Raw genomic sequence first — 20,607 nt, forward strand, 5'->3', positions numbered from 1 at the left:
GAAACCTCTTGGGAAATGAAAACAGGAAATCTGGAAAGACGATCACACCGGTGGATATCAACCCGCCATACGTGAAATAGACATTGCTCAACCACCACCCACCGCAACCACAATCTCCAGCTGGTCGCCATCAGACAACGCGGTCGCGGGAAAAGTGCTGCGCGGCACGATCTCGCCATTACGCTCAATCGCTACCCGTTTGCCGAGCAAATCCAGATGCTGCACCAGATCAGCTACCGTGAGTGGCGCGGGAAATTCGCGAGGCTGGCCGTTAATGGAAAGCTTGAGCATGGGCTTGTAAGTTGCAGAGCGGAAAAGTGCGCATTTTACCACGGCAAATCAGGCCAGCCGGTTTAGGCGACCGGTTATTTGATTAAATCAAACAATCGGGGCTATCCGGTTACTCGCATGTAACCAGCATTCAATCGCTCAGACGGAACTCGATCTGCTGGATTGTTTCGGCGGCGATTTTAATGCCATGGCGTTCGGCCGGGGCGAAGCGCCACTGTTGTTGCACAGTGGTCCTGGCCGCGTCATCCAGCCGTCTGGAACCACTGGATTGCTGCACGTGGACATCATCCGCCACGCCTTGGGCAGTGACATGAATACGCAGCATCACAACGCCCTCCTCGCCTCGTTGGCGGGCGGTTTCGGGGATGACCGGTTTGGGCGCTTGCAGGATACGGATGGATTGGGTGGCGCTGGTTGTGTCCTCAGTAGCGGCCGTCGTACCAGACGACATATGGGCGCAATTCACATCCTGGCCGCTGTCGCAGTGGGCTGAACCGGTACTGGATGGAGCGGGATTTGCGGAGGCAGCGGCGGCGCGGCTTTGAGGAGAATTCGCTGTCGATATCGTATTGGGCGATGCCGAGGCTGTTGCCATCGCCTGCATTGCGGTCTGCTTCGAGGTGGCAACCCCGGATTCTCGCTTCGCTTCATCCGGGCTACGAGATAAAGGACGGGCGTGCGGCGCGGTCTGTTGAACTGGGGGGTTCAGGCTGGGGCCGGATTTATTTATTTGGGGACTAGATACTGCGGGGTCAGCGGCCGATTTTGCTGCGGAAAGGTTCTGCGCTGGCGCCATCGCAGAACTCTGACCCGTTGTCACCGAAGACTGCCGCAAACTCACCGTCAATTGCTCCGGTACTGCAATGTGCCGCGCCATCACTCCGCGCCACAGCAACAGGCAGCCGTGTGCAGCTAGCGAGATGATCAGCGCCAGCAGCAAATAACGGGATGAGGGTGGGGAAGGCTTCACGGGCGTCAGTATAAACGTCTGGGGCAAACAAAACGGGCACCCGCAGGTGCCCGTTGCTGATGACGCTACCGGGATAAAACCCGGCAGACCGCCATTTACTTGATGATTGCCTTGGCCTTGGCCACTGCGTTCTCGACGGTGAAGCCGAACTCCTTGAACAGCAGCGGAGCCGGTGCGGATTCGCCAAAGCGATCCATACCCAGCACGTCGCCTTCCAGGCCAACGTACTTGCGCCAGAAGTCGGACACACCCACTTCGATGGCCAGACGCGGCACGCCAGCTGGCAGCACGCTAGCCTGGTAAGCCTTGTCTTGCTTGTCGAACACGTTGGTCGATGGCATGGAAACAACGCGCGATGCGATGCCTTCAGCAGCCAGCGCTTCGTGAGCCTTCACCGCCAGATCGAGTTCCGAACCGGTAGCAATGATCACAACCTTCGGGTTAGCCGCATCGCGCAGGACGTAACCGCCCTTGTTGATATTGGCGATCTGTTCGTCGTTACGAGCCTGGAATTGCAGGTTCTGACGGGTGAAGATCAGCGTCGAAGGTGTCTTGGTTTCTTCGATTGCGTGAGCCCACGCCACCATGCTTTCCACGGTATCGGCCGGACGCCATACGTTCATGTTCGGGATGTAACGCAGGGTCGATGTTTGCTCAACCGGTTGGTGCGTCGGGCCATCTTCGCCCACGCCGATCGAATCATGCGTAAACACGAACAGTTGCGGGATCTTCATCAGTGCGGCCATACGCAACGCATTGCGTGCGTATTCGCTGAACATCAGGAAGGTCGCGCCGTATGGACGATAGCCGCCGTGCAGCAAGATACCGTTCATGATCGCGCTCATACCGAATTCGCGCACACCATAGCTGATGTAGTTACCGGACAACGAATTGTCGGCTTCACGAGTCAGCGTCACGCTGGTCTTGACGTTAGTCAGGTTGGAACCAGTCAAGTCAGCCGAGCCAGCCAGGAATTCTGGCAGCGACGGGGTGTAGGCGTTCAGTGCGTTTTGCGAAGCTTTACGCGTTGCAATGGTTTCAGCCTTGCTGTTGGCTTCAGCCACGGCGGTCTTCACCACTTGCGCCCAGTCAGCCGGCAGACGATGCGCGTTGCGGCGCTCGAACTCTGCAGCCAGTTCCGGGTGAGTCTTGCTGTATTCGCGGTACAGGCTGTTCCATGCCGATTCCCACTTCTCGCCAGCGGCTTTCTTGTCCCAACCGGCGTACACGTCAGCAGGGATTTCGAACGGGCCGTGGTTCCAGCCAATCGCAGCGCGAGTCGCGGCGATTTCTGCATCACCCAGCGGCGAGCCGTGGCTGTCGTGGCTATCAGCTTTGTTAGGCGAGCCCTTGCCGATCACGGTCTTGCAGCAGATCAGGGTTGGGCGTTGGGTTTCAGCCTTGGCTTCTTCGATTGCGGCCAGCACGGCGTCCACATTGTGGCCGTCGATTGGGCGAATCACGTGCCAGCCGTAGGCTTCAAAGCGGCCGGGGATATCTTCGGTGAACCACTTGTCGGTGTGACCGTCGATGGAAATGCCGTTGTCGTCCCAGAACGCGACGAGCTTGTTCAGGCCCCATGTTGCGGCCAGAGCACACGCTTCGTGACTGACGCCTTCCATCATGCAACCGTCGCCCAGGAATACCCAGGTACGGTGATCAACGATGTCAAAACCCGGGCGGTTGAATTCTTGACCCAATAGTTTTTCAGCCAGCGCAAAACCCACTGCATTGGCGATACCCTGACCCAGCGGGCCAGTGGTGGTTTCAATCCCTTCGGTGTAGCCGTATTCCGGATGGCCCGGAGTCTGGCTGTGCAGCTGACGGAATTGCTTGAGTTGTTCGATCGGCAGGTTGTAACCGGTCAGATGCAGCAGCGCGTACTGCAGCATGGAGCCGTGGCCGTTGGAGAGGATGAAGCGATCGCGGTTAGCCCAATGCGGGTTTTGCGGGTTGTGGTGGTAGTTACCTTCGCCCCACAAAGCCAGCGCGATTTCTGCCATGCCCATCGGCATGCCGGGGTGACCGGAGTTGGCTTTTTGAACTGCATCCATCGCCAGGGCGCGGATGGCATTGGCGAGATCGGCACGCGTTGCCATATGAGAAATCCTCTCGAAATTATTCGAAACGTGGTTCGAAGTGTGGGAAACAGAGATGGTACGGCGCAAAGTCGTCCACAAAATCGCTCTATCCAGACGGTCTGGTCAAAGCGGTTTTGTTGGCGACTTCAGGGCCGCGCCTTCGCACTGGCCGACATTATCCCCGAGTCATAGCCCTGGGGACAACCCGTAGCGAGAGCAAATCTCGTTACGTTTTAAACGGAACGGCCAAATCCGGCCTATCCGTCTGCCGAACACAAATAAAACCGGCAGTGCCAGGCACTGCCGTTTGCTAAAACGCGCCAGCACTCAATCGAGCACGTATTGCCCCGGCGCTGCCATGATTTTCGGGTATTGCCGGTTGGAAAGCTTCGGTTTGACCCGGTTGCCGCTAAAGGGTTGCAACCATTGCGCCCACGACGGCCACCACGATCCGGCCACCTTTTCCTGGCGACCATGCCAGTCGTCGGTTTCCTCACCACGAGTCACCGAACCTTGGCGAAAACTGCGTTTCGAGGTCGGCACTGGCGGGTTAACGATGCCCAGAATGTGCCCGGAACTGGATAACGTAAACGTCAGCGGACCTTTGGCGACGCGCGTCAGGCTCCAGGTTTGCTGCCAGGGGGCAATGTGGTCTTCCTCGGTAGACACCATAAACAATGGCGTTTCGATACGCGACAGATCAATCGGCTCACCGGCGATGGTCAGCGCATCCGGCTGGATCAATTTGTTATGAAAGTAGAACTCACGCAGATAGTAGCAATGCATTTTCTGCGGCATGCGCGTGGTGTCCATGTTCCAGTACAACACGTCGAACGCCATGGGTGTTTCGCCCAGCAGATAGTTGCTGACCCAGTAGTTCCACACCAGGCTGTTCGGCCGCAGCATCCTGAAGCTGGACGCCATCTCGCGCCCATCCAGGTAGCCCTTCTGCGCGATGGTGCGCTCGACAAACGCCAGGCCTTGTTCATCCAGAAAGATATCGATATCGCCGGGTTTGGAGAAATCCGTGAGCGAGGTCAGCAAGGTGGAACTGGCAATCTTGCCCGCCTCGCCGCGTTTGGCCAGCCATGCCAGATAAGTTGCCACCAGCGTGCCGCCAATGCAGTAACCGGTGAGGTTGACTGTTTCGCTGCCAGAAATCGACCTGGCCACTTCAACAATCTGATCAATCCCTTCGCTCAGGTATTCATCAAAACCGACCTCGGCCGCATCCGCGCCCGGATTGACCCAACTGGCAATGAACACCGAAAAACCTTGCTCGGTCAGATATTTGACCATGCTCTTTTTGGCATCCAGATCCAGCACGTAATACTTGTTGATCCACGGCGGAATGATGACCAGCGGCACTTTGTACACATCTGGCGTCACCGCATCGTAGTGGATCACTTCCAGCAACGGCCCGCGATGCACCACGGCGCCCGGCGTCAACGCCAGGTTTTCACCCACTTTGAAAGCATCCGGATCGGTCATGGAAATCTCGCCGCGCTGCGCATCGCGCGCCAGATTCTCCAGCCCTTTTTGCAGGGACTCACCACGCGTTTCCAGCGCCCGGGCCATGGCAACCGGGTTCAGGAAGAAATAGTTATTGGGGGCAACGGCATTGAGCCACTGCCGCAGCCAGAACGCGGAGCGATTACGCTCGTCCTGGCTCAAGCCCGGCGTGGCAAACAGGGAGTCTTGCAGCCAGCGGGTGTTGAACAGATACCACTCTTTCAAGCCGTCCCAAAACGGCGACTCAACCCATTCCGCGGCGGTAAAGCGGGTGTCTTCCGGGTTTGGCGCAAAAATATCGCTAACCGGCTGTCCCAGGAACCGCTGCCAGGTGTAGTCGCCCCAATGCCGGGCATCGTCCGCCCAGAACGCCAAGGCACTGGATAGCTCGGCAGGATGCGTCAACCAGGCCTGCTGCGCCTTGAAGGTAGTCGCCAGTAAGCCGAACGGGTCAAATGCCTGGCGCAGATTGCGCTGCAGTTCGGTCAGGCGGGCGGTCTGTTCTTGTAGCAAGGAACGGTTGGTCATGAGTGGCTCCGGCAGATAACCGATCAGACCAGCTTACGTTGCAGCGCACCAAAACTCAACGCCGCCCGGCAGGCATGCGATTAGTTGGCTTGTTACGCCACCAGCTGATTGGCTGCAGCCAGGCGTTCAGTAGTACCGACATCCAGCCATTGCCCGGTAAAGCGCTCGGCGGTGAGCTGACGTTGTGCCATCGCCCGCAGAAAATGCGGCAACAACGGCGACGGTTGATTGGCTGGAACATCGCGCAAAAAGGCCGGCGTGTAGACCGCCAGCCCGGCGTAGGTCATCGGCTCGTCGCCGGCCTCGCTGGCTTTGGCATAGCCATCGGCGTCCATCGCCAGATCACGACCAGTGGGGTAGCTGGCTTTGGGCATCAGCACCAGATGTCCCAATTGTTGTGGCGCTTGCTGCATGCGCTGGGCCACGGCAACCAGCTGGGCGAAGTCATAGTCGGTAAAGATATCGCCATTAATCACCAGAAACGGCGCATCACCCAGCAAGGGCAAGGCATGGGCAATACCACCGGCGGTTTCCAGCGCCGTGGTTTCTGGCGAATAACTGATCCGCATACCCCAAGCGCTGCCATCGCCCAGCCGTTGCTCAATCAGTTGTCCCAACCATGCGTGGTTAATGACCACCTCACGGATGCCCGCAGCGGCCAGTTTTTCCAGATGCCATACAATCAGCGGCTTGCCGCCGACTTCCAGTAATGGCTTGGGGCAGGTATCAGTCAGCGGACGCATGCGTTCGCCACGGCCGGCGGCCAGAATCATTGCTCGCATGGGATGCTCGCTGAAGAATGGAATAGGTAGGGTTTGCACGTTTTAACGTGCGAACGCGTTCAATACCGTCGTTTTTTAAAAGGAAGCAAAAAAACAGGACGGCGCCCGGCGCGAATGGCGCGCATAAACACGCACGCTGCACCGTCGCACCCGGCCGTTCAGTTCGTCAGAAGGTAAAACCGCTTTCGACCTGCTCACCCTGCGCATTCAGCAAAATGCGATACAGGCCGGTGAGTTCCGAATAACGCTGGCAAACCTTGCGCATATAGCCCAGCACACGTGGGATATCGGCCAGATAACGGTCTTTGCCATCGCGATGATGCAAGCGCGCAAACAATCCCAGTACCTTGATATGACGCTGCAAGCCTTGCCATTCGAAGGCACGGTAGAAGTCGCCAAAATCGTCGTTGACTGGAATTCCTGCGGAGCGCGCCTTTTCCCAGTAGCGGATGACCAGATCGAGTGCAAAGGCTTCATCCCACTCGACGTAGGCATCGCGGAACAGGCTGACCACGTCGTAGCACAGCGGACCATTCACAGCGTCCTGGAAGTCAATCACGTACAACTCGTCGTCTTTGACCATCAGATTGCGCGAGTGATAGTCACGCAACATGAAGCCAGTCGGTTGCGCCAGGCATTGCGCCACGATCAGGGCAATCGAACGCTCCCAAGTCGCCAGGTCTTTGTCTTTGAGTTCGACGCCCAGATGTTTGCCCAGATACCACTCGCGGCCAATTTCCATTTCGCGACGCAAAAATGCGCCATCAAACGCTGGCAACTGCTCGGCCGAGGTGTTTTTCTGGATGTGGACCAGGGTATCAATCGCCTTCAGATACCAGGCTTTGGCGGTGCGTTCATCGGTCAGTAACTCCGAGAGCATCACGTCGCCCAGGTCTTCCAGCAGCGTCAGCCCAAGTTGCGCATCGTGCGCAATGACCTGTGGCACACGTACACCGGCGGCGGACAGCTGTTGCTGGATTGCCAAAAATGGCTGCGCATTGAATTGCTGTGGGTCGGCGTCCATCACCATCAGGCTGCGATCGGGCCATTGCGCACGCCAATAGACGCGAACACTAGCGTCGGAGCCGCCTGGTTGCAGGGTTTGGGGTGGCGCAATGGTGACCGAAGTCAGCCATTGCCTGATCTGATCGCCGCGCTCGGGGCTGCCTGGGGCGGGAATGTGAACGGTTTGCTGCATGAGACTCACTGCATTGCGGTAGAATCCGCCAATTCTATCAGCACGTCGCCCCGGCCCGCATGCTCGCCACTCCTCCCTTTCGTTGCACAGTTTTGATGTTCGCGCTGATAAGCGCGCTTTCGCACGCGGCCGAGGAGGCGCAAACCGAGGATGTGCCGGTCTCGATTGAGGCAGATCACATCGAAGGCCAGCAGCCCGACACCGCCAAAGCCACTGGCAATGTGCACATGACCAAAGGCGTCGAAGACTATTACGCCGACTGGGCGACCTACGACCAGTCGAACCAGCATTTGCTGGCTGGTGACAATGTGCGGCTGGAAAAAGAAGGCGACGTGATGACCGGTCACGAGCTGGATTATTTCCTGGATCGCAAAACAGGTACGCTGACTGACCCGGATTACCAGATCGCCCAAGGCCTTGGCCGCGGCAATGCGGTGACCTTGCTGTTTGAAGGTGACAAGCAATATCACTTCCAGCAAGGCCGCTTTACGACCTGCCCGGTCGACAATAACAGCTGGTATCTCAACGCCAAGAATATGTGGCTTGATTACAACGTGGAAAAAGGCGAAGCCACCAACGCCTGGATCGACTTCTACGGTGTGCCCATCCTGTACATGCCGTGGATGAACTTCCCGCTCAATAACAACCGGCAGACCGGTTTCCTGGTGCCAGCGTTGGCGGTGAACAACCGCAACGGCCTGGACCTGACGCTTCCGTTCTACTGGAACATCGCGCCGAACATGGACGCCACCATTTACCCGCGCTACCTCAGCGATCGCGGGCTGATGATGGGTGGTGAATTCCGGTATCTGGAGCCGTCATACTTTGGCTCGATCCGTGGGGATGTGCTGCAAGACAAAGAAGCGGACATGACCCGCTACGATATCTTTTTCAAGCATTCGCAGACGCTGACCGACCGCTTGCACTTGACCCTGGATATCCAGAAGGTCTCGGACGACAACTACTTCAACGATTTTGGCGATCGCGCGGCTGTCGCTTCGCAAACCAGCCTGCCCCGCCAGGGTGTACTGACTTACACCGGCGACGGCTGGTCCAGTTCGATGAACTGGCTGCATTACCAGACACTGCAAAGCGTCACCAATCCGATTGCGATTCCGTACGCGCTATCTCCGCAAATCACGTTTAACACTGCGCCGACCTATCTGGACGGTCGCATACAAACAAACGTGCAAGCGGAATTCACCAATTTCACGCATCCGACTGAAACCAATGGCTACCGCACCTGGGTTTACCCCAGCGTGTCAGTGCCGTTCCTGACGTCGTACAGCTTTATCACGCCAAAGATCGGCGTGCATGCCACTGAATACAATCTGACCGCGGCCAATGGCAACAGCGAGGGCAGCGAAAGCCGCGTGTTGCCGATCATGAGTCTGGATTCGGGTCTGGTGTTTGAACGCGACCTGGACTACAAGGGCGACAGCTATACGCAAACGCTGGAACCGCGCGCTTATTACTTGTATATCCCGTATCGCAATCAGTCAGGCCTGCCTAACTTTGACTCGGCCCAGACCGATTTCTCGTATTCGCAGATGTTCTCGGAAAACCGCTACACCGGTAACGACCGCATCAACGATGCCAACCAGATCACCGTCGCGCTAACTTCGCGCCTGTTTGAGTCTGACACTGGTATCGAACGGCTGAACGCAACCATCGGCCAGCGTTTCTATTTCAAGAGCCCGCAAGTTTCGCTGGATAGCAGCACGATTCCGAACACCAGCAAGTCCGATTTGCTGGTTTCACTGGGTGGCGAAGTCCTGCGCAAGCTCAATGCTTCATACGAAATCCAGTACAACCTGCAGGATCGCACCACCTCTTACAATGCCTTCAACCTGACCTGGCGACCGGACGACGCCAAGGTCTTCAACATGCGCTACATCTACAGCACCTACACCTCGCCGCTGACCAAGCAAGTGGACTTCTCCGGTCAATGGCCGCTGGGCGCGGGCTGGTATGGTGTGGGCCATGTGAATTATTCGCTGATCCCGTCCGATACCAACCGTTTTCTGGATACACTGGCCGGCGTTGAATACAATGCGGGCTGCTGGGCATTGCGTCTTGCCGCCCAACGTTACGTAACCAGTGACGGTGGCACCAGCAACACGTTCTACTTCCTGCTGCAACTTGGTGCACTCGGTGGTTTGGGGACAAATCCTCTTAGCGCCTTGCGCACAGCCATTCCTGGCTACACCGACATCTTTAGCCCTAACAAGTGATCGACTTTATGAAGCTCCGTTCCATTTTTGCGCTCGCTGCCCTGGTTACCACCATTGCGGCGCCAGTGTCTCAGGGCGCCGACGTCCAGACTGTCGACCGCATCGTGGCCGTGGTCAATCGCGAAGTCATTACCGCGAATGAACTGGCGGCCCGCGTCGCCCAGGTCCGCCAGAACCTCAAGTCCCAGAAAATCGCCGAACCACCGATGGACGTGCTGCAACGTCAGGTGCTCGAACGCATGATCAACGAAGACGTGCAACTGCAGTTCGCTGCATCTACCGGCTTGAAAGTGGACGATGCGCAGCTGGATCAAGCCACCACTGCGCTGGCCAAGCAAAACAAAATGACCGTGCCGCAATTTCGCGATGCGCTCACCGGCCAGGGCATTACCTGGCCTGAGTTCCGCAAACAGATCCGCACTGAAATGACCCTGCAGCGCTTGCGCCAGCGTGAAGTCGACAACCGCGTGGTCGTGACCGATGCCGAAGTCGATGAATACCTGAAGCTCAATGCCAACAAGCAGCAGATGGATTACCGTCTGGCGCACGTGCAAGTTGCAGTGCCGGAAAACGCCACGCCGGATGAAGTACAAGCCCGTCGCGCCAAGATTGTGGCAGCTCGCCAGGCCATTAGTGATGGCAAGGATTTCGGTACCGTGGCGGCACAGTACTCCACCGCCAAAGACGCAACCGAAGGTGGTCAACTGGGTTGGTACGCTGCTGGCAGCTTGCCGCAGCAAATGGTTGATCTGCTGCAACAAATGCAGCCGGGTCAGCTGACCGACATCATCCGCAGCCCGGCCGGTTTTGAACTGGTCAAGCTGATGGAAGTGCGCAAGCAAGACAGCCAGCAAATGGTTCAGCAAACTCACGTGCGGCACATTCTAATTCGTCCGAGCGAACTGGTTTCCGAAGCTGAAGCCAAAGCCAAGTTGATCCAGATTCGTGACCGTATCGACCATGGCACCAAGTTTGAAGAAATGGCTCGCGCCTTTTCGGAAGACGGCAGCGCAGCCAAGGGTGGCGATCTGGGCTGGATGAATCCGGGCGAAACCGTGCCTGAGTTTGAACATGCCATGGACGCACTGAAGATTGGTGACGTCAGCCAGCCGGTGCAAACGCAGTTTGGTTTTCACTTGATCCAGGTACTGGATCGCCGCCAGCAAGACGTGACGCAAGATCGCGAGCGCTTTGGCGTACGTAATGAACTGCGCCAGCGCAAGGCCGACGACCAGTACGAAAGCTGGGCACGTCAGTTGCGTGATACCGCCTACGTTGATCTGCGCCTGAAAGACGAATAAGCCAGTCGGCGTTGCAACGCATCAAGGACCAGTCATGAGCGCTCTGCCCCGCATTTCAGTCACCAGTGGCGAACCGGCCGGTATCGGCCCGGAGCTACTGGCTGCGCTGGCGGATGCCGCTCTGCCAGCGCAACTGGTTCTGCTGGGCGACCGTGCTTTGCTGCGTGAGCGCGCTGCGTGCAGCGGCAGCCAAGCCGAGTGGCCCGATTACCAACGAGATACCACGGCTGCTGTCTCGCTACTGCATGTGCCGCTGGCTCAGCCCGCTGTGGCAGGCCAGTTGAACACCGCCAACGCCCAGTACGTACTGGATATGCTCGACATCGCCACCGATGGTTGCATGACCGGTGAGTTTGCGGCGGTCGTCACCGCGCCTTTGCACAAAGGCGTGATCAACGATGGCGTGGCCAGCCAGTCCGGCAAGTTCTTTTACGGGCACACCGAATACCTGGCCGAGCGCACCCATACGCAGCGCGTGGTGATGATGCTGACCGGTGCCAATTTGCGCGTAGCGTTGGCAACCACCCATCTGCCACTCAAAGATGTGGCCGCCGCCATCACCGAAGACAGCCTGACTGAAACGCTAGAGATTCTGCACTCGGATCTCAAACACAAGTTTGGTCTGGCCAATCCTCGCATTCTGGTCGCGGGTTTGAACCCGCATGCGGGTGAATCCGGCCATCTGGGGCGGGAAGAAATTGACGTCATTATCCCGACGCTGGATAAACTGCGCGCACAGGGCATGACGCTGATCGGGCCGCTGCCCGCCGACACGCTGTTTAATCCGGCACAGCTGGAACGCGGTGACGCGGTTCTGGCGATGTACCACGATCAAGGCTTGCCGGTGCTCAAATTTGCCAGCTTTGGCGCGGGCATCAATGTCACGCTCGGCTTGCCGATCATTCGCACGTCGGTCGATCATGGTACGGCGCTGGATCTGGCTGGCACCGGGCGCGCCGACGCGGGCAGCCTGATTGCTGCCACAGAACTGGCCATTAATCTGGCCAATGCCGCTCACGGTTAATCCCGATTATCAACCGCCCCGGCACCCTATACAGTATCGCCAGCCAGTGCTTGAACACTGACATGGCGATTTTCCATTTTTAGAACTGGTTATCCAGAAAGCACATCGCATGGGCCACATTCCCCGCAAACGTTTTGGGCAGAACTTCCTGCAAGACCAGGGCGTGATTTACGACATCGTTGCCTGCATCAACCCGCAACCGGGCGAGCCGCTGGTCGAAATCGGGCCAGGTCTGGCTGCGCTGACCGAGCCGCTAATGGCGCGGGTTGGGCATCTGCACGTGGTGGAGATTGACCGCGATATCGTCACCCACCTGGTGCAGCGCTTCAAACCGGAACAACTGACCATTCATAACGAAGATGCGCTCAAGTTTGATTTCGGCGCGCTGGCCGCACACATTGCGCCGGGCAGCCGCATCCGGCTGGCGGGCAATCTGCCGTACAACATCTCGACCCCGCTGTTGTTCCATCTGGCGGAGTTCGGCTCGTCTATTGCCGACATGCATTTCATGTTGCAAAAAGAAGTGGTTGACCGCATCGCCGCTGAACCGGGCACGGCCGATTACGGGCGGTTGTCGATCATGTTGCAGGTGCGTTTTGCTACCGAACACATGCTGGATGTGCCGCCGGGCGCATTCTATCCGCCGCCCAAGGTTGATTCGGCCGTCATCCGGCTGATCCCGTGGCCAACGCCGCCGTGGCCGGTGGACGATATGCCGACACTGGAAAAACTGGTGCTCAAGTCTTTCGCTGCCCGCCGCAAAACCCTGCGCAACAACTTGCGGGGCGTGGTGGACGATGCCGAACTGGCAGGCGTGGATATTGATGCGGGCATGCGTCCGGAACAGATTACGGTCGAACAGTACGTGCGGCTGGCCAACTGGATGTTTGCGCAGAAGCGGGCCATTGGCGGATAAGCACAACTTGCCGTGGTCAAATTTTGCGAATTACCGTAAATTCGGTGCAGCACATCCTGTAAGCGTCCCCGCCATTCGCTGTGCCAGAACTCATCGCTCTGGCCCCACTGGCAGGGGCCAAACCAACCCCATCGGGCATACGCAATGAACGCAGAAACCGCCGCCATGATCCGCTTCAATCAGGTCAATAAATGGTATGGCCGTGAGCACCATGTGCTCAAAAACATCAGCCTTGAAGTCAAAACCGGCGAGGTTGTGGTGGTGTGCGGGCCGTCCGGTTCGGGCAAATCCACGTTGATTCGCACTATCAACCAGCTCGAAGCCATTAACGATGGCGAAATCTGGGTCGATGGCATCCAGGCAAACAACCCGAAAACCAATATCAATCGCCTGCGCGAAGAGGTTGGTTTTGTCTTTCAGCACTTCAATCTTTACCCGCATTTATCAGTACTGGAAAACATCACGCTCGCGCCGATTCGCGTACGCAAGATGAGCCACGTTGATGCCAACGCACGCGCCATGGAACTGCTGGAGCGCGTTGGCCTGGCGCACAAACGCGATGCTTATCCGGCCCAGTTGTCGGGTGGCCAGCAACAACGCGTCGCCATTGCGCGCGGCCTGGCCATGCAACCCAAAGTCATGTTGTTCGATGAGCCAACTTCGGCGCTAGACCCGGAAATGATCGGCGAAGTGCTAAAAGTAATGCAGGGTCTGGCCGGTACGGGCATGACCATGATGGTGGTAACCCATGAAATGGGCTTTGCCCGTGAAGTAGCCGACCGCGTTATTTTTCTGGATCACGGCGAAATGCTGGAAGAAGCTGCACCAGAAGAGTTCTTCCATCACCCGCAGCATGAGCGGACCCGGCAGTTTTTGCGGCAGATTCTGGCGCCAATGCACGGTTAAGGTGCATTAAACGCACCCCGACGGGGCCGGCAAAAATGTCGGCCCCTTTGTTTTTTATTAGTAAAATCCGCAACTTGCGTCATTATTCAGACAGCATGAAACTGAATCTGAAACTGCTTTGAACAACCCCGGCAATTCAGGGATATCACTAAGGGCGTTTGAAACGCTGCATCCCTATACTGCCGTCATGCCCATCACAGCTCGTGGAGAATAAAATGTTCAAACTTGTGCCCGCCGCACTGGCTCTTGCCGCCCTTTGTAGCATGACCGCCGCCCACGCCGAAGAACTGACCGGCACCCTGAAAAAGGTGAAGGAAAGTGGTGAAATCGTAGTGGGCGTGCGTGATTCGTCCATTCCGTTTGCTTATTACGACAACCAGCAAAAACCGATCGGCTACTCGATGGATCTGGCTGGCAAGATTGTGGACAACGTCAAAAAGACGCTGAACATGCCCAACCTGAATGTGCGCTACAACCTGGTGACCTCGCAGACTCGTATTCCGCTGGTCACTAATGGCACCGTCGACTTTGAATGTGGCTCCACCACCAACAACGTCGAGCGCCAGAAGCAAGTGGCTTTCTCGGTGGGCATTTTTGAAATCGGCACCCGTTTGCTGACCAGCAAGAAATCCGGCATCAAGGACTTCTCTGACCTGGCAGGCAAGAACGTGGTGACCACTGCCGGCACAACGTCCGAGCGCCTGATCAAGGCCATGAACGCCGACAAGAAAATGAACATGAACATCATCAGCGCCAAGGATCACGGCGAGTCTTTCCTGATGCTTGAATCGGGTCGCGCTGTTGCCTTCATGATGGATGACGCTTTGCTGGCCGGTGAAATGGCCAAGGCCAAGAGCCCGGGCGACTGGACTATTACCGGCAAATCGCAATCGTACGAAATCTACGGTTGCTCGATGCGCAAGGAAGATCCGCAGTTCAAGAAGGTTGTGGACGATGCAATCAAAGCCACCTTCAAATCCGGCGATGTCAACAAGATGTACACCAAGTGGTTCCAGCAACCGATTCCACCAAAGAATCTGAACCTGAATTTCCCGATGAGCGACGAGCTCAAGCAACTGATCGCCAATCCGACGGATAAATCTGCGGAACAGATGTAAACCGCGGTCGTCCCGAACAAAAGGGGGCAAAGCGCCCCCTTTTTTGTCATAAAGAAACCAACGCACACAGCAAGTACCCGCTCACCCCGGGTACCACAAGAGCTATGCCACGCCCGCCGGAGTTGATCTTGGGCGCCATGCTGGCTTGTGCTTTGCCATTGCTGCTGTCAGGGGGAATAACATGAATTACCACTGGGATTGGGGCGTGTTTTTCAAGCCCACCGGGGTAGGCTCGGAAATCTATCTGAACTGGTTTATTGCCGGCTTGGAGATGACCCTGGGTCTGGCGCTGGCGGCCTGGATTATCGCGCTGGTGCTGGGCACCATCCTGGGCGTAATGCGCACTTTGCCGGGCAAAATATTGCCGCGCATTGCCGGCGCTTACGTCGACTTGTTCCGCAACGTGCCGTTGCTGGTGCAATTGTTTATCTGGTACTACGTCATACCGGATTGGCTGCCCGAGAGCATAGGCAACTGGCTCAAGCAAGATATCTCGCCCATCATGAACGCCTTTATCACGGTCACCGTGTGTCTGGGCCTGTTCACTGCGGCGCGGGTCTGCGAGCAAGTGCGTACCGGCATTCAAGCATTGCCCAAGGGCCAGACCAATGCAGCACTGGCGCTTGGACTGAGCCTGCCGCAGGTTTATCGCAATGTGGTGGTGCCACAGGCGTTTCGCATCATCATTCCGCCATTGACCTCCGAGTTTCTGAACATCATCAAGAACTCGTCGGTGGCGTCATTGGTGGCTTTGCCGGAACTGCTGGCGCAAACCAAGCAGACGGTGGACTTTACCGCCAACCAGTTTGAAGCCTATACCGTCGGCACCTTGATCTACTTTGTGGTGAACATCGGACTGATGCTGTTCATGCGCTGGGTGGAAAAACGCCTGCGTGTACCGGGCCTGATTGCGCTGGGAGGCAAATAACATGCTGCATTTTTCTGATCTTTCCGGATCGCTGCCCGGCTTGTGGGACGGCATGAAAATCACACTGCAGATGTTGCTGATGGCAGTTGTCGGCGGCATGGTGCTGGGTACACTGCTGGCGCTGGCGCGACTGTCGAGCAACAAGTTTCTCAGTTCGCTGGGCGGGTTCTACGTTACTTACTTCCGTTCGATCCCATTGCTGATGGTGATCTCGTGGTTCTACTTTGCCGTGCCGCTGATCATTGGCTGGGTCACTGGCGCCAACCACCCTATCGGCGCTTTTGTGTCTTGCCTCGTGGCGTTCACCATGTTCGAGGCCGCGTATTACGCCGAGATCGTGCGGGCCGGCATTCAGGCGGTTTCGCGCGGCCAGATCAACGCTGCCTATGCGCTGGGCATGCCCTACGGCCAGGCCATGCGTCTGGTGGTGCTGCCGCAAGCGTTTCGCAAAATGACGCCGCTGCTGCTGCAACAGTCGATCATCCTGTTTCAGGATACATCGCTGGTCTACGCGGTCGGTGTGCTCGACTTCTTTAACGTCGCCTACTCCAAAGGCAACATCACGGGTGAATTGCAGCAGTACATCCTGCTGGCCGGTGTGGTGTATTTCGTGATCAGCTTCGGTGCCTCCCGCCTGGTGAAGCATCTGCAAAAAAGGATGACCGTATGATTTCCATCAACAACATCAGCAAGTGGTATGGCGAATTCCAGGTGCTGACCGATTGCAGCACGCAGGTTGAGAAAGGCGAAGTGGTGGTGGTGTGCGGGCCCTCGGGCTCGGGTAAATCCACGCTGATCAAGTGCGTTAACGGGCTGGAGCCATTCCAGCAAGGCACTATCACGGTGGAAGGCACCTCGGTAGGCGATGCCAAAACCAATCTGCCCAAGCTGCGCAGCCGTATCGGCATGGTGTTCCAGAACTTTGAACTGTTTCCGCATCTGACCATTGCCGACAACCTGACCATTGCGCAGATGAAGGTACTCGGCCGCGGCAAAGACGAAGCACTGGAAAAAGGCATGAAACTGCTGGATCGCGTCGGCCTGAAAGCGCAAGCCGCCAAGCACCCGGGCCAATTGTCTGGCGGTCAGCAACAGCGTGTGGCCATTGCGCGCGCGCTGGCCATGGACCCGATCGCCATGCTGTTTGACGAGCCAACCTCCGCGCTTGATCCGGAAATGATCAACGAAGTGCTGGATGTGATGGTGGAACTCGCCAAAGAAGGCATGACCATGATGTGCGTGACCCACGAAATGGGCTTTGCCAAGAAAGTGGCAAATCGCGTCATCTTTATGGATCGTGGCCAGATCATCGAAGATGCCAAAAAAGAAGAGTTCTTTGGCAGCCCGCGTTCGGAACGGGCGCAGGCGTTTTTGTCGAAGATTCTGCAGCACTGATACACCGCAGCATCGGCCGCATAGAAAAAGCCACGACTTCAGTCGTGGCTTTTTATTTACCCAACACAATCACACCAATACATTACTCCTGAGCGTCGCCCGGTTTGGCGTGGTCAGCGCGATGCTGCGCCCACTTGGCTTCACGCTCTTTCATCTTGGCTTGCAGTTGCTGCTGCTGGGCTGGCGTCAGCACGGCATACAACTGATGCTGGAACTTCAGCCGTGCCGCACGACCGGCCACCATTTGCTGCGCATCGGTCTGGACCAGTTGATCTGCCTTGGCATCGCTGTAATCGCTGGAGAACAGCAGCGCCTGCTCCTGATCATGGCTGGCCTTCATACCTTGCATTTGTTGCTGCATGGCCGAGCGGTTGGCTTGCATCAGTTGCTTGATCTGCGCTTTCTGGGCGTCGGTCAGATTCAGGTCTTTGAACATCATCCAGCCATCATGCGGGCCGTGCGGGCCTTTGTGCATGTGCTCTGCTGGCGGCTGAGTCGGTGCATCGTCAGCAAATGCGCTGGTGACCAGCGTGCCCATCGCAACGGTAGCGACAACGGCGGCAATCAGGTTTCGAGTCTTGAACATGGTTCACTCCTTTGCATATGACTTGTGGTTATCGGGTTCCGGCGGGGTCAACCGGCGATGGTTACATTATCCGGTGACCCTGTGTTAAGCGGTGTTAATCGATTGAAAAGACAAAGTAAAGTTTCGTATCAGGGCATTGCCAGCGGTATCAACCACGCCATTGCGGACGATTGCCGTGGTCACCACGACCGTCGTGCCAGTCACCGTGATCCGGGCGACCACCCCAATGTGCCGGAGGAGCCGGACGATAATAAACCGGGCGCGGTTGCACAACATACGGGCGATAAACCGGACGTGGCGGAACGTAATAGACCGGGGCTACCACCGGGCGAGGTGCGTAGTAAACCGGGGCGGGGGCTACCACCACCGGCGCTACGGCTACAGGCAGCCCCAGTCCGATACTGACCGATACGTGCGGGCTGGCCATGGCGGAACCGGCGCTCAGACCGATTGCGGCGGCGGCGATGCCAATCAGGTATTTGATCTTCAACATGGTGATCTCCAGAAAAGTGGTTTTACAGGACAAACAACCTGGCGCTGTTCTGCGTTGCCTTGGTCGTTTGGCGTGATTCCACTATGCTCGGCCCTTTGGTAAAGGTGGGTTATCGAAGTGCAAAGATTGCGTAAAGCAACCGCCCTTTACTTGGTTAATCCCCGCTAAATCAGCGAAGATGTGAACCGGATCACGCGAAAATGAATATAAGCAAAGGAAGCATCATGCGAATTCTGCTGGTGGATGACGACACCGAACTCTGCGCCATGCTGGCTGAATACCTCGGCACCGAAGGCTATGAGGCCGATGCCGTGCACGATGGCGAAGCGGGCGTTGCCGCCGCATTGTCGGGCAAGTACGGGATCATGGTGCTGGATGTCATGATGCCGCGCATGGGCGGAATTGAAACGCTGCGGCAAATCCGCGAGAAAAGCCGCATTCCGGTGATCATGCTGACCGCCAAGGGCGATGACATTGACCGCATTATCGGGCTGGAACTGGGTGCCGATGATTACGTGCCCAAACCCTGCCAGCCGCGTGAACTGGTGGCTCGCCTGCGCGCCATCTTGCGCCGCACCGGCAATACCGAAACCACAGAAGACGATCCGGTCGTGCCACTGGTTTCCGGCCCGTTACAACTGAATCCGGCATATCGGCGGGCCGAATGGAACGGCGAGCCGCTTGATCTGACCAGCTCCGAATTCAACCTGTTAGAGATGCTGTTGCGGGCACAAGGCAAAGTGCTCAACAAGAACGAATTGTGCGAGCAAGCGCTAGGCCGCCCGTTTACCCGCTATGACCGCAGCGTGGACGTCCACATGAGTAACCTGCGCCAGAAGCTGGGCAATTACGCCGATGGCCGCACGCCCATCCAGACCGTGCGCGGCATTGGTTATCAATGGCTGACGGAGTAAGCGATGCCTAAAGGACGTTTATTCTGGAAGATTCTGATCGGCTTCTGGCTCACGCTGATTTGCGTGTTCTTTGGTGTGGCCGCCGTTTTTGCCATTTACGATGAACAACGCGCCGTGGTGCAGGACGCACTGGCCACCAATCCGCGGTTGTCGGTCCTGACCACTTCGGCCGCCAGCGTGCTGCGCTATGGCGGCGTCAATGCGTTAACCGAGGTCTCCGCTTACTGGCCGCGCTTTGCCAAGACCAATATCCTGGCAGTGGGCGACGACGACAAAGACGCGCTGGGCCGCCCGGTTCCCGCCAATGCGCTCAGCATGGCGCGCCAGTATGTCCACAACAACAGACCCGCCAGCGCTGGCGAACCCGATCAAAGCACGCCCAGCGTAATCCAGGTGGTGACGCCGCAGCAGCAACATCTGCTGGTGTTTGCCGTGTTTGACGAAAACATGGTCCGGCGCACGCCACAACGACAATGGTTGCCGCCGCAAATGCTGTGGCTGGGTGCATTTGGTAGCCTGATTTTCAGCGCCCTGCTGGCGTGGTACCTCACCCGCCCTATCCGGCTGTTGCAACGCGCGTTTGATCGAGTTGCCAATGGCGATCTGGATGAGCGTATCGCTCCGCGCATGGGCCGACGGCGTGACGAAATTGCCGACTTGGGCCACGACTTTGACCGCATGGCCGAGCGCCTCAAACAGTTGGTCCACTCCCAGCGCCAGCTATTGCATGACGTGTCGCACGAGCTACGCTCACCGCTGGCGCGCCTGCAAGTAGCGGTAGGTCTGGCCCGCAAACAACCCGACAACATGATGACCAGCCTGGATCGGATCGAGCGTGAATCGAAACGCCTGGATGAGTTGGTGGGAGAGCTACTTACGCTCTCGCGGCTGGAAGCCGCTGGGCAGGCTGACCCGGATCACTACTTCGACATGATTGAACTGCTGGATGCAATTGTCGACGATGCCCGCTTTGAAGCCGAAAACGCCGGAATCCAGATCGGTCTGGGTATCGACCCGGCGCTAGCTAACCAGGAGGCCATTTTGAGTGGCCGAGCCGAGCCGATGTATCGGGCGGTGGAAAACGTGGTGCGCAATGCGCTCAAATATTCGCGGCCAGGGCAACGCGTAGACCTGGATGTACAACTGGCAGATGGCGGCAAAACGCTGGAAATCAGTGTGACCGATCAGGGCCCCGGTGCGCCGGAAGAACAACTGGAATTGATGTTCCAGCCGTTTGTGCAACTGGATGGTGAAAACCGCCAACCGGGCTATGGTTTGGGGCTGGCGATTGCCCAGCGTGCGGTACAAGCTCACGGCGGCACCATCAAGGCCACCAACCGTGCCCAGGGTGGCCTGATGATCTCTATCCGGTTGCCGTTGATGTCAGGGCTGACCGAGGCGGCGTAGCGTGGATTCGTTCCGGCTGCGGG

19 protein-coding genes are annotated in these 20,607 nt (G+C 57.4%); 11 read left to right on the plus strand and 8 right to left on the minus strand.

All coding sequences use genetic code 11. The features are described from left to right. Nucleotides 1-87 precede the first annotated feature (87 nt). The 6 genes from thiS to N7220_RS07405 form a co-directional block, all read right to left on the minus strand. Nucleotides 88-291 carry a sulfur carrier protein ThiS gene (gene thiS / locus N7220_RS07380; protein WP_283150814.1) on the minus strand — a complete coding sequence of 68 codons (204 nt, stop codon included), beginning with the start codon at nucleotides 289-291 and terminating at the stop codon, nucleotides 88-90. A gap of 130 nt (nucleotides 292-421) precedes the next feature. After that, nucleotides 422-742, minus strand: a complete 321-nt coding sequence (locus tag N7220_RS07385; RefSeq protein ID WP_283150815.1) for an energy transducer TonB — start codon at nucleotides 740-742, stop codon at nucleotides 422-424. A gap of 614 nt (nucleotides 743-1,356) precedes the next feature. Next, nucleotides 1,357-3,360 carry a transketolase gene (gene tkt / locus N7220_RS07390; RefSeq protein WP_283150816.1) on the minus strand — a complete coding sequence of 668 codons (2,004 nt, stop codon included), beginning with the start codon at nucleotides 3,358-3,360 and terminating at the stop codon, nucleotides 1,357-1,359. Nucleotides 3,361-3,669: 309 nt separating this feature from the next. Continuing rightward, a complete protein-coding gene (locus N7220_RS07395) occupies nucleotides 3,670-5,382 on the minus strand; it encodes a PHA/PHB synthase family protein (protein ID WP_283150817.1) in 1,713 nt (570 codons plus the stop codon). A 92-nt stretch (nucleotides 5,383-5,474) separates the two neighbouring features. Further along, entirely contained in the window at nucleotides 5,475-6,164 is a 690-nt protein-coding gene (gene murU / locus N7220_RS07400; protein ID WP_283150818.1) for an N-acetylmuramate alpha-1-phosphate uridylyltransferase MurU, read from the minus strand. 166 nt (nucleotides 6,165-6,330) lie between these two features. Further along, nucleotides 6,331-7,362, minus strand: coding sequence for an aminoglycoside phosphotransferase family protein (locus N7220_RS07405; RefSeq protein WP_283150819.1), 1,032 nt, complete (start codon nucleotides 7,360-7,362; stop codon nucleotides 6,331-6,333). A 95-nt stretch (nucleotides 7,363-7,457) separates the two neighbouring features. Between N7220_RS07405 and N7220_RS07410 the strand changes: the two genes are divergently transcribed. The 9 genes from N7220_RS07410 (at nucleotide 7,458) to N7220_RS07450 (ending at nucleotide 17,184) form a co-directional block, all read left to right on the plus strand. Continuing rightward, on the plus strand, nucleotides 7,458-9,596 hold the full coding sequence (locus N7220_RS07410) for an LPS-assembly protein LptD (protein ID WP_283150820.1): 2,139 nt from the start codon (nucleotides 7,458-7,460) through the stop codon (nucleotides 9,594-9,596). A gap of 8 nt (nucleotides 9,597-9,604) precedes the next feature. Beyond that, nucleotides 9,605-10,897, plus strand: coding sequence for a peptidylprolyl isomerase (locus tag N7220_RS07415; RefSeq protein ID WP_283150821.1), 1,293 nt, complete (start codon nucleotides 9,605-9,607; stop codon nucleotides 10,895-10,897). Nucleotides 10,898-10,931: 34 nt separating this feature from the next. After that, nucleotides 10,932-11,921: a 4-hydroxythreonine-4-phosphate dehydrogenase PdxA gene (gene pdxA, locus N7220_RS07420; protein ID WP_283150822.1), complete on the plus strand. Its 990-nt coding sequence runs from the start codon at nucleotides 10,932-10,934 to the stop codon at nucleotides 11,919-11,921. A gap of 109 nt (nucleotides 11,922-12,030) precedes the next feature. Then, complete coding sequence (gene rsmA / locus N7220_RS07425; protein WP_283150823.1) at nucleotides 12,031-12,837, plus strand: 16S rRNA (adenine(1518)-N(6)/adenine(1519)-N(6))-dimethyltransferase RsmA; 807 nt, start codon at nucleotides 12,031-12,033, stop codon at nucleotides 12,835-12,837. Nucleotides 12,838-13,002: 165 nt separating this feature from the next. Then, nucleotides 13,003-13,743, plus strand: coding sequence for an amino acid ABC transporter ATP-binding protein (locus N7220_RS07430; protein WP_283151410.1), 741 nt, complete (start codon nucleotides 13,003-13,005; stop codon nucleotides 13,741-13,743). Between the two features lie 215 nt (nucleotides 13,744-13,958). Next, the gene (locus N7220_RS07435; protein WP_283150824.1) at nucleotides 13,959-14,861 is read left to right on the plus strand and encodes a glutamate/aspartate ABC transporter substrate-binding protein; all 903 of its coding nucleotides are present in this window, start codon (nucleotides 13,959-13,961) and stop codon (nucleotides 14,859-14,861) included. A gap of 181 nt (nucleotides 14,862-15,042) precedes the next feature. Continuing rightward, nucleotides 15,043-15,789, plus strand: a complete 747-nt coding sequence (locus tag N7220_RS07440; protein WP_283150825.1) for an amino acid ABC transporter permease — start codon at nucleotides 15,043-15,045, stop codon at nucleotides 15,787-15,789. A gap of 1 nt (nucleotide 15,790) precedes the next feature. Continuing rightward, a complete protein-coding gene (locus tag N7220_RS07445) occupies nucleotides 15,791-16,459 on the plus strand; it encodes an amino acid ABC transporter permease (protein WP_283150826.1) in 669 nt (222 codons plus the stop codon). Further along, complete coding sequence (locus tag N7220_RS07450) at nucleotides 16,456-17,184, plus strand: amino acid ABC transporter ATP-binding protein (protein ID WP_283150827.1); 729 nt, start codon at nucleotides 16,456-16,458, stop codon at nucleotides 17,182-17,184. Before N7220_RS07445 ends, N7220_RS07450 begins: the two co-directional genes overlap by 4 nt. An 82-nt stretch (nucleotides 17,185-17,266) precedes the next feature. Here the strand turns inward: N7220_RS07450 and N7220_RS07455 are convergent, their stop codons facing one another. Next, nucleotides 17,267-17,770, minus strand: coding sequence for a Spy/CpxP family protein refolding chaperone (locus N7220_RS07455; RefSeq protein WP_283150828.1), 504 nt, complete (start codon nucleotides 17,768-17,770; stop codon nucleotides 17,267-17,269). A gap of 148 nt (nucleotides 17,771-17,918) precedes the next feature. Further along, nucleotides 17,919-18,263: a hypothetical protein gene (locus N7220_RS07460; protein ID WP_283150829.1), complete on the minus strand. Its 345-nt coding sequence runs from the start codon at nucleotides 18,261-18,263 to the stop codon at nucleotides 17,919-17,921. 221 nt (nucleotides 18,264-18,484) lie between these two features. Between N7220_RS07460 and N7220_RS07465 the strand changes: the two genes are divergently transcribed. Both N7220_RS07465 and N7220_RS07470 read left to right on the plus strand, forming a co-directional pair. Then, nucleotides 18,485-19,177 (plus strand): response regulator transcription factor, encoded by a 693-nt coding sequence (locus tag N7220_RS07465; protein WP_283151411.1) that lies wholly within the window; start codon nucleotides 18,485-18,487, stop codon nucleotides 19,175-19,177. 3 nt (nucleotides 19,178-19,180) lie between these two features. Beyond that, on the plus strand, nucleotides 19,181-20,584 hold the full coding sequence (locus tag N7220_RS07470) for an ATP-binding protein (RefSeq protein WP_283150830.1): 1,404 nt from the start codon (nucleotides 19,181-19,183) through the stop codon (nucleotides 20,582-20,584). The last annotated feature ends 23 nt before the right edge of the window (nucleotides 20,585-20,607 follow it).

Source organism: Silvimonas soli (genome assembly GCF_030035605.1).
Taxonomy (GTDB): domain Bacteria; phylum Pseudomonadota; class Gammaproteobacteria; order Burkholderiales; family Chitinibacteraceae; genus Silvimonas; species Silvimonas soli.

Excerpts from the sequence above, each read along its gene's own strand:
- N7220_RS07415 (WP_283150821.1), top strand. The coding sequence starts at position 9,605 with ATGAAGCTCCGTTCCATTTTTGCGCTCGCTGCCCTGGTTACCACCATT.
- N7220_RS07440 (WP_283150825.1), top strand. The coding sequence starts at position 15,043 with ATGAATTACCACTGGGATTGGGGCGTGTTTTTCAAGCCCACCGGGGTA.
- N7220_RS07435 (WP_283150824.1), top strand. The coding sequence starts at position 13,959 with ATGTTCAAACTTGTGCCCGCCGCACTGGCTCTTGCCGCCCTTTGTAGC.
- N7220_RS07460 (WP_283150829.1), bottom strand. The coding sequence starts at position 18,263 with ATGTTGAAGATCAAATACCTGATTGGCATCGCCGCCGCCGCAATCGGT.
- thiS (WP_283150814.1), bottom strand. The coding sequence starts at position 291 with ATGCTCAAGCTTTCCATTAACGGCCAGCCTCGCGAATTTCCCGCGCCA.
- N7220_RS07410 (WP_283150820.1), top strand. The coding sequence starts at position 7,458 with ATGTTCGCGCTGATAAGCGCGCTTTCGCACGCGGCCGAGGAGGCGCAA.
- N7220_RS07405 (WP_283150819.1), bottom strand. The coding sequence starts at position 7,362 with ATGCAGCAAACCGTTCACATTCCCGCCCCAGGCAGCCCCGAGCGCGGC.
- pdxA (WP_283150822.1), top strand. The coding sequence starts at position 10,932 with ATGAGCGCTCTGCCCCGCATTTCAGTCACCAGTGGCGAACCGGCCGGT.
- tkt (WP_283150816.1), bottom strand. The coding sequence starts at position 3,360 with ATGGCAACGCGTGCCGATCTCGCCAATGCCATCCGCGCCCTGGCGATG.
- N7220_RS07430 (WP_283151410.1), top strand. The coding sequence starts at position 13,003 with ATGATCCGCTTCAATCAGGTCAATAAATGGTATGGCCGTGAGCACCAT.
- N7220_RS07455 (WP_283150828.1), bottom strand. The coding sequence starts at position 17,770 with ATGTTCAAGACTCGAAACCTGATTGCCGCCGTTGTCGCTACCGTTGCG.
- N7220_RS07450 (WP_283150827.1), top strand. The coding sequence starts at position 16,456 with ATGATTTCCATCAACAACATCAGCAAGTGGTATGGCGAATTCCAGGTG.
- N7220_RS07385 (WP_283150815.1), bottom strand. The coding sequence starts at position 742 with ATGTCGTCTGGTACGACGGCCGCTACTGAGGACACAACCAGCGCCACC.
- N7220_RS07470 (WP_283150830.1), top strand. The coding sequence starts at position 19,181 with ATGCCTAAAGGACGTTTATTCTGGAAGATTCTGATCGGCTTCTGGCTC.
- murU (WP_283150818.1), bottom strand. The coding sequence starts at position 6,164 with ATGCGAGCAATGATTCTGGCCGCCGGCCGTGGCGAACGCATGCGTCCG.
- N7220_RS07395 (WP_283150817.1), bottom strand. The coding sequence starts at position 5,382 with ATGACCAACCGTTCCTTGCTACAAGAACAGACCGCCCGCCTGACCGAA.
- N7220_RS07445 (WP_283150826.1), top strand. The coding sequence starts at position 15,791 with ATGCTGCATTTTTCTGATCTTTCCGGATCGCTGCCCGGCTTGTGGGAC.
- rsmA (WP_283150823.1), top strand. The coding sequence starts at position 12,031 with ATGGGCCACATTCCCCGCAAACGTTTTGGGCAGAACTTCCTGCAAGAC.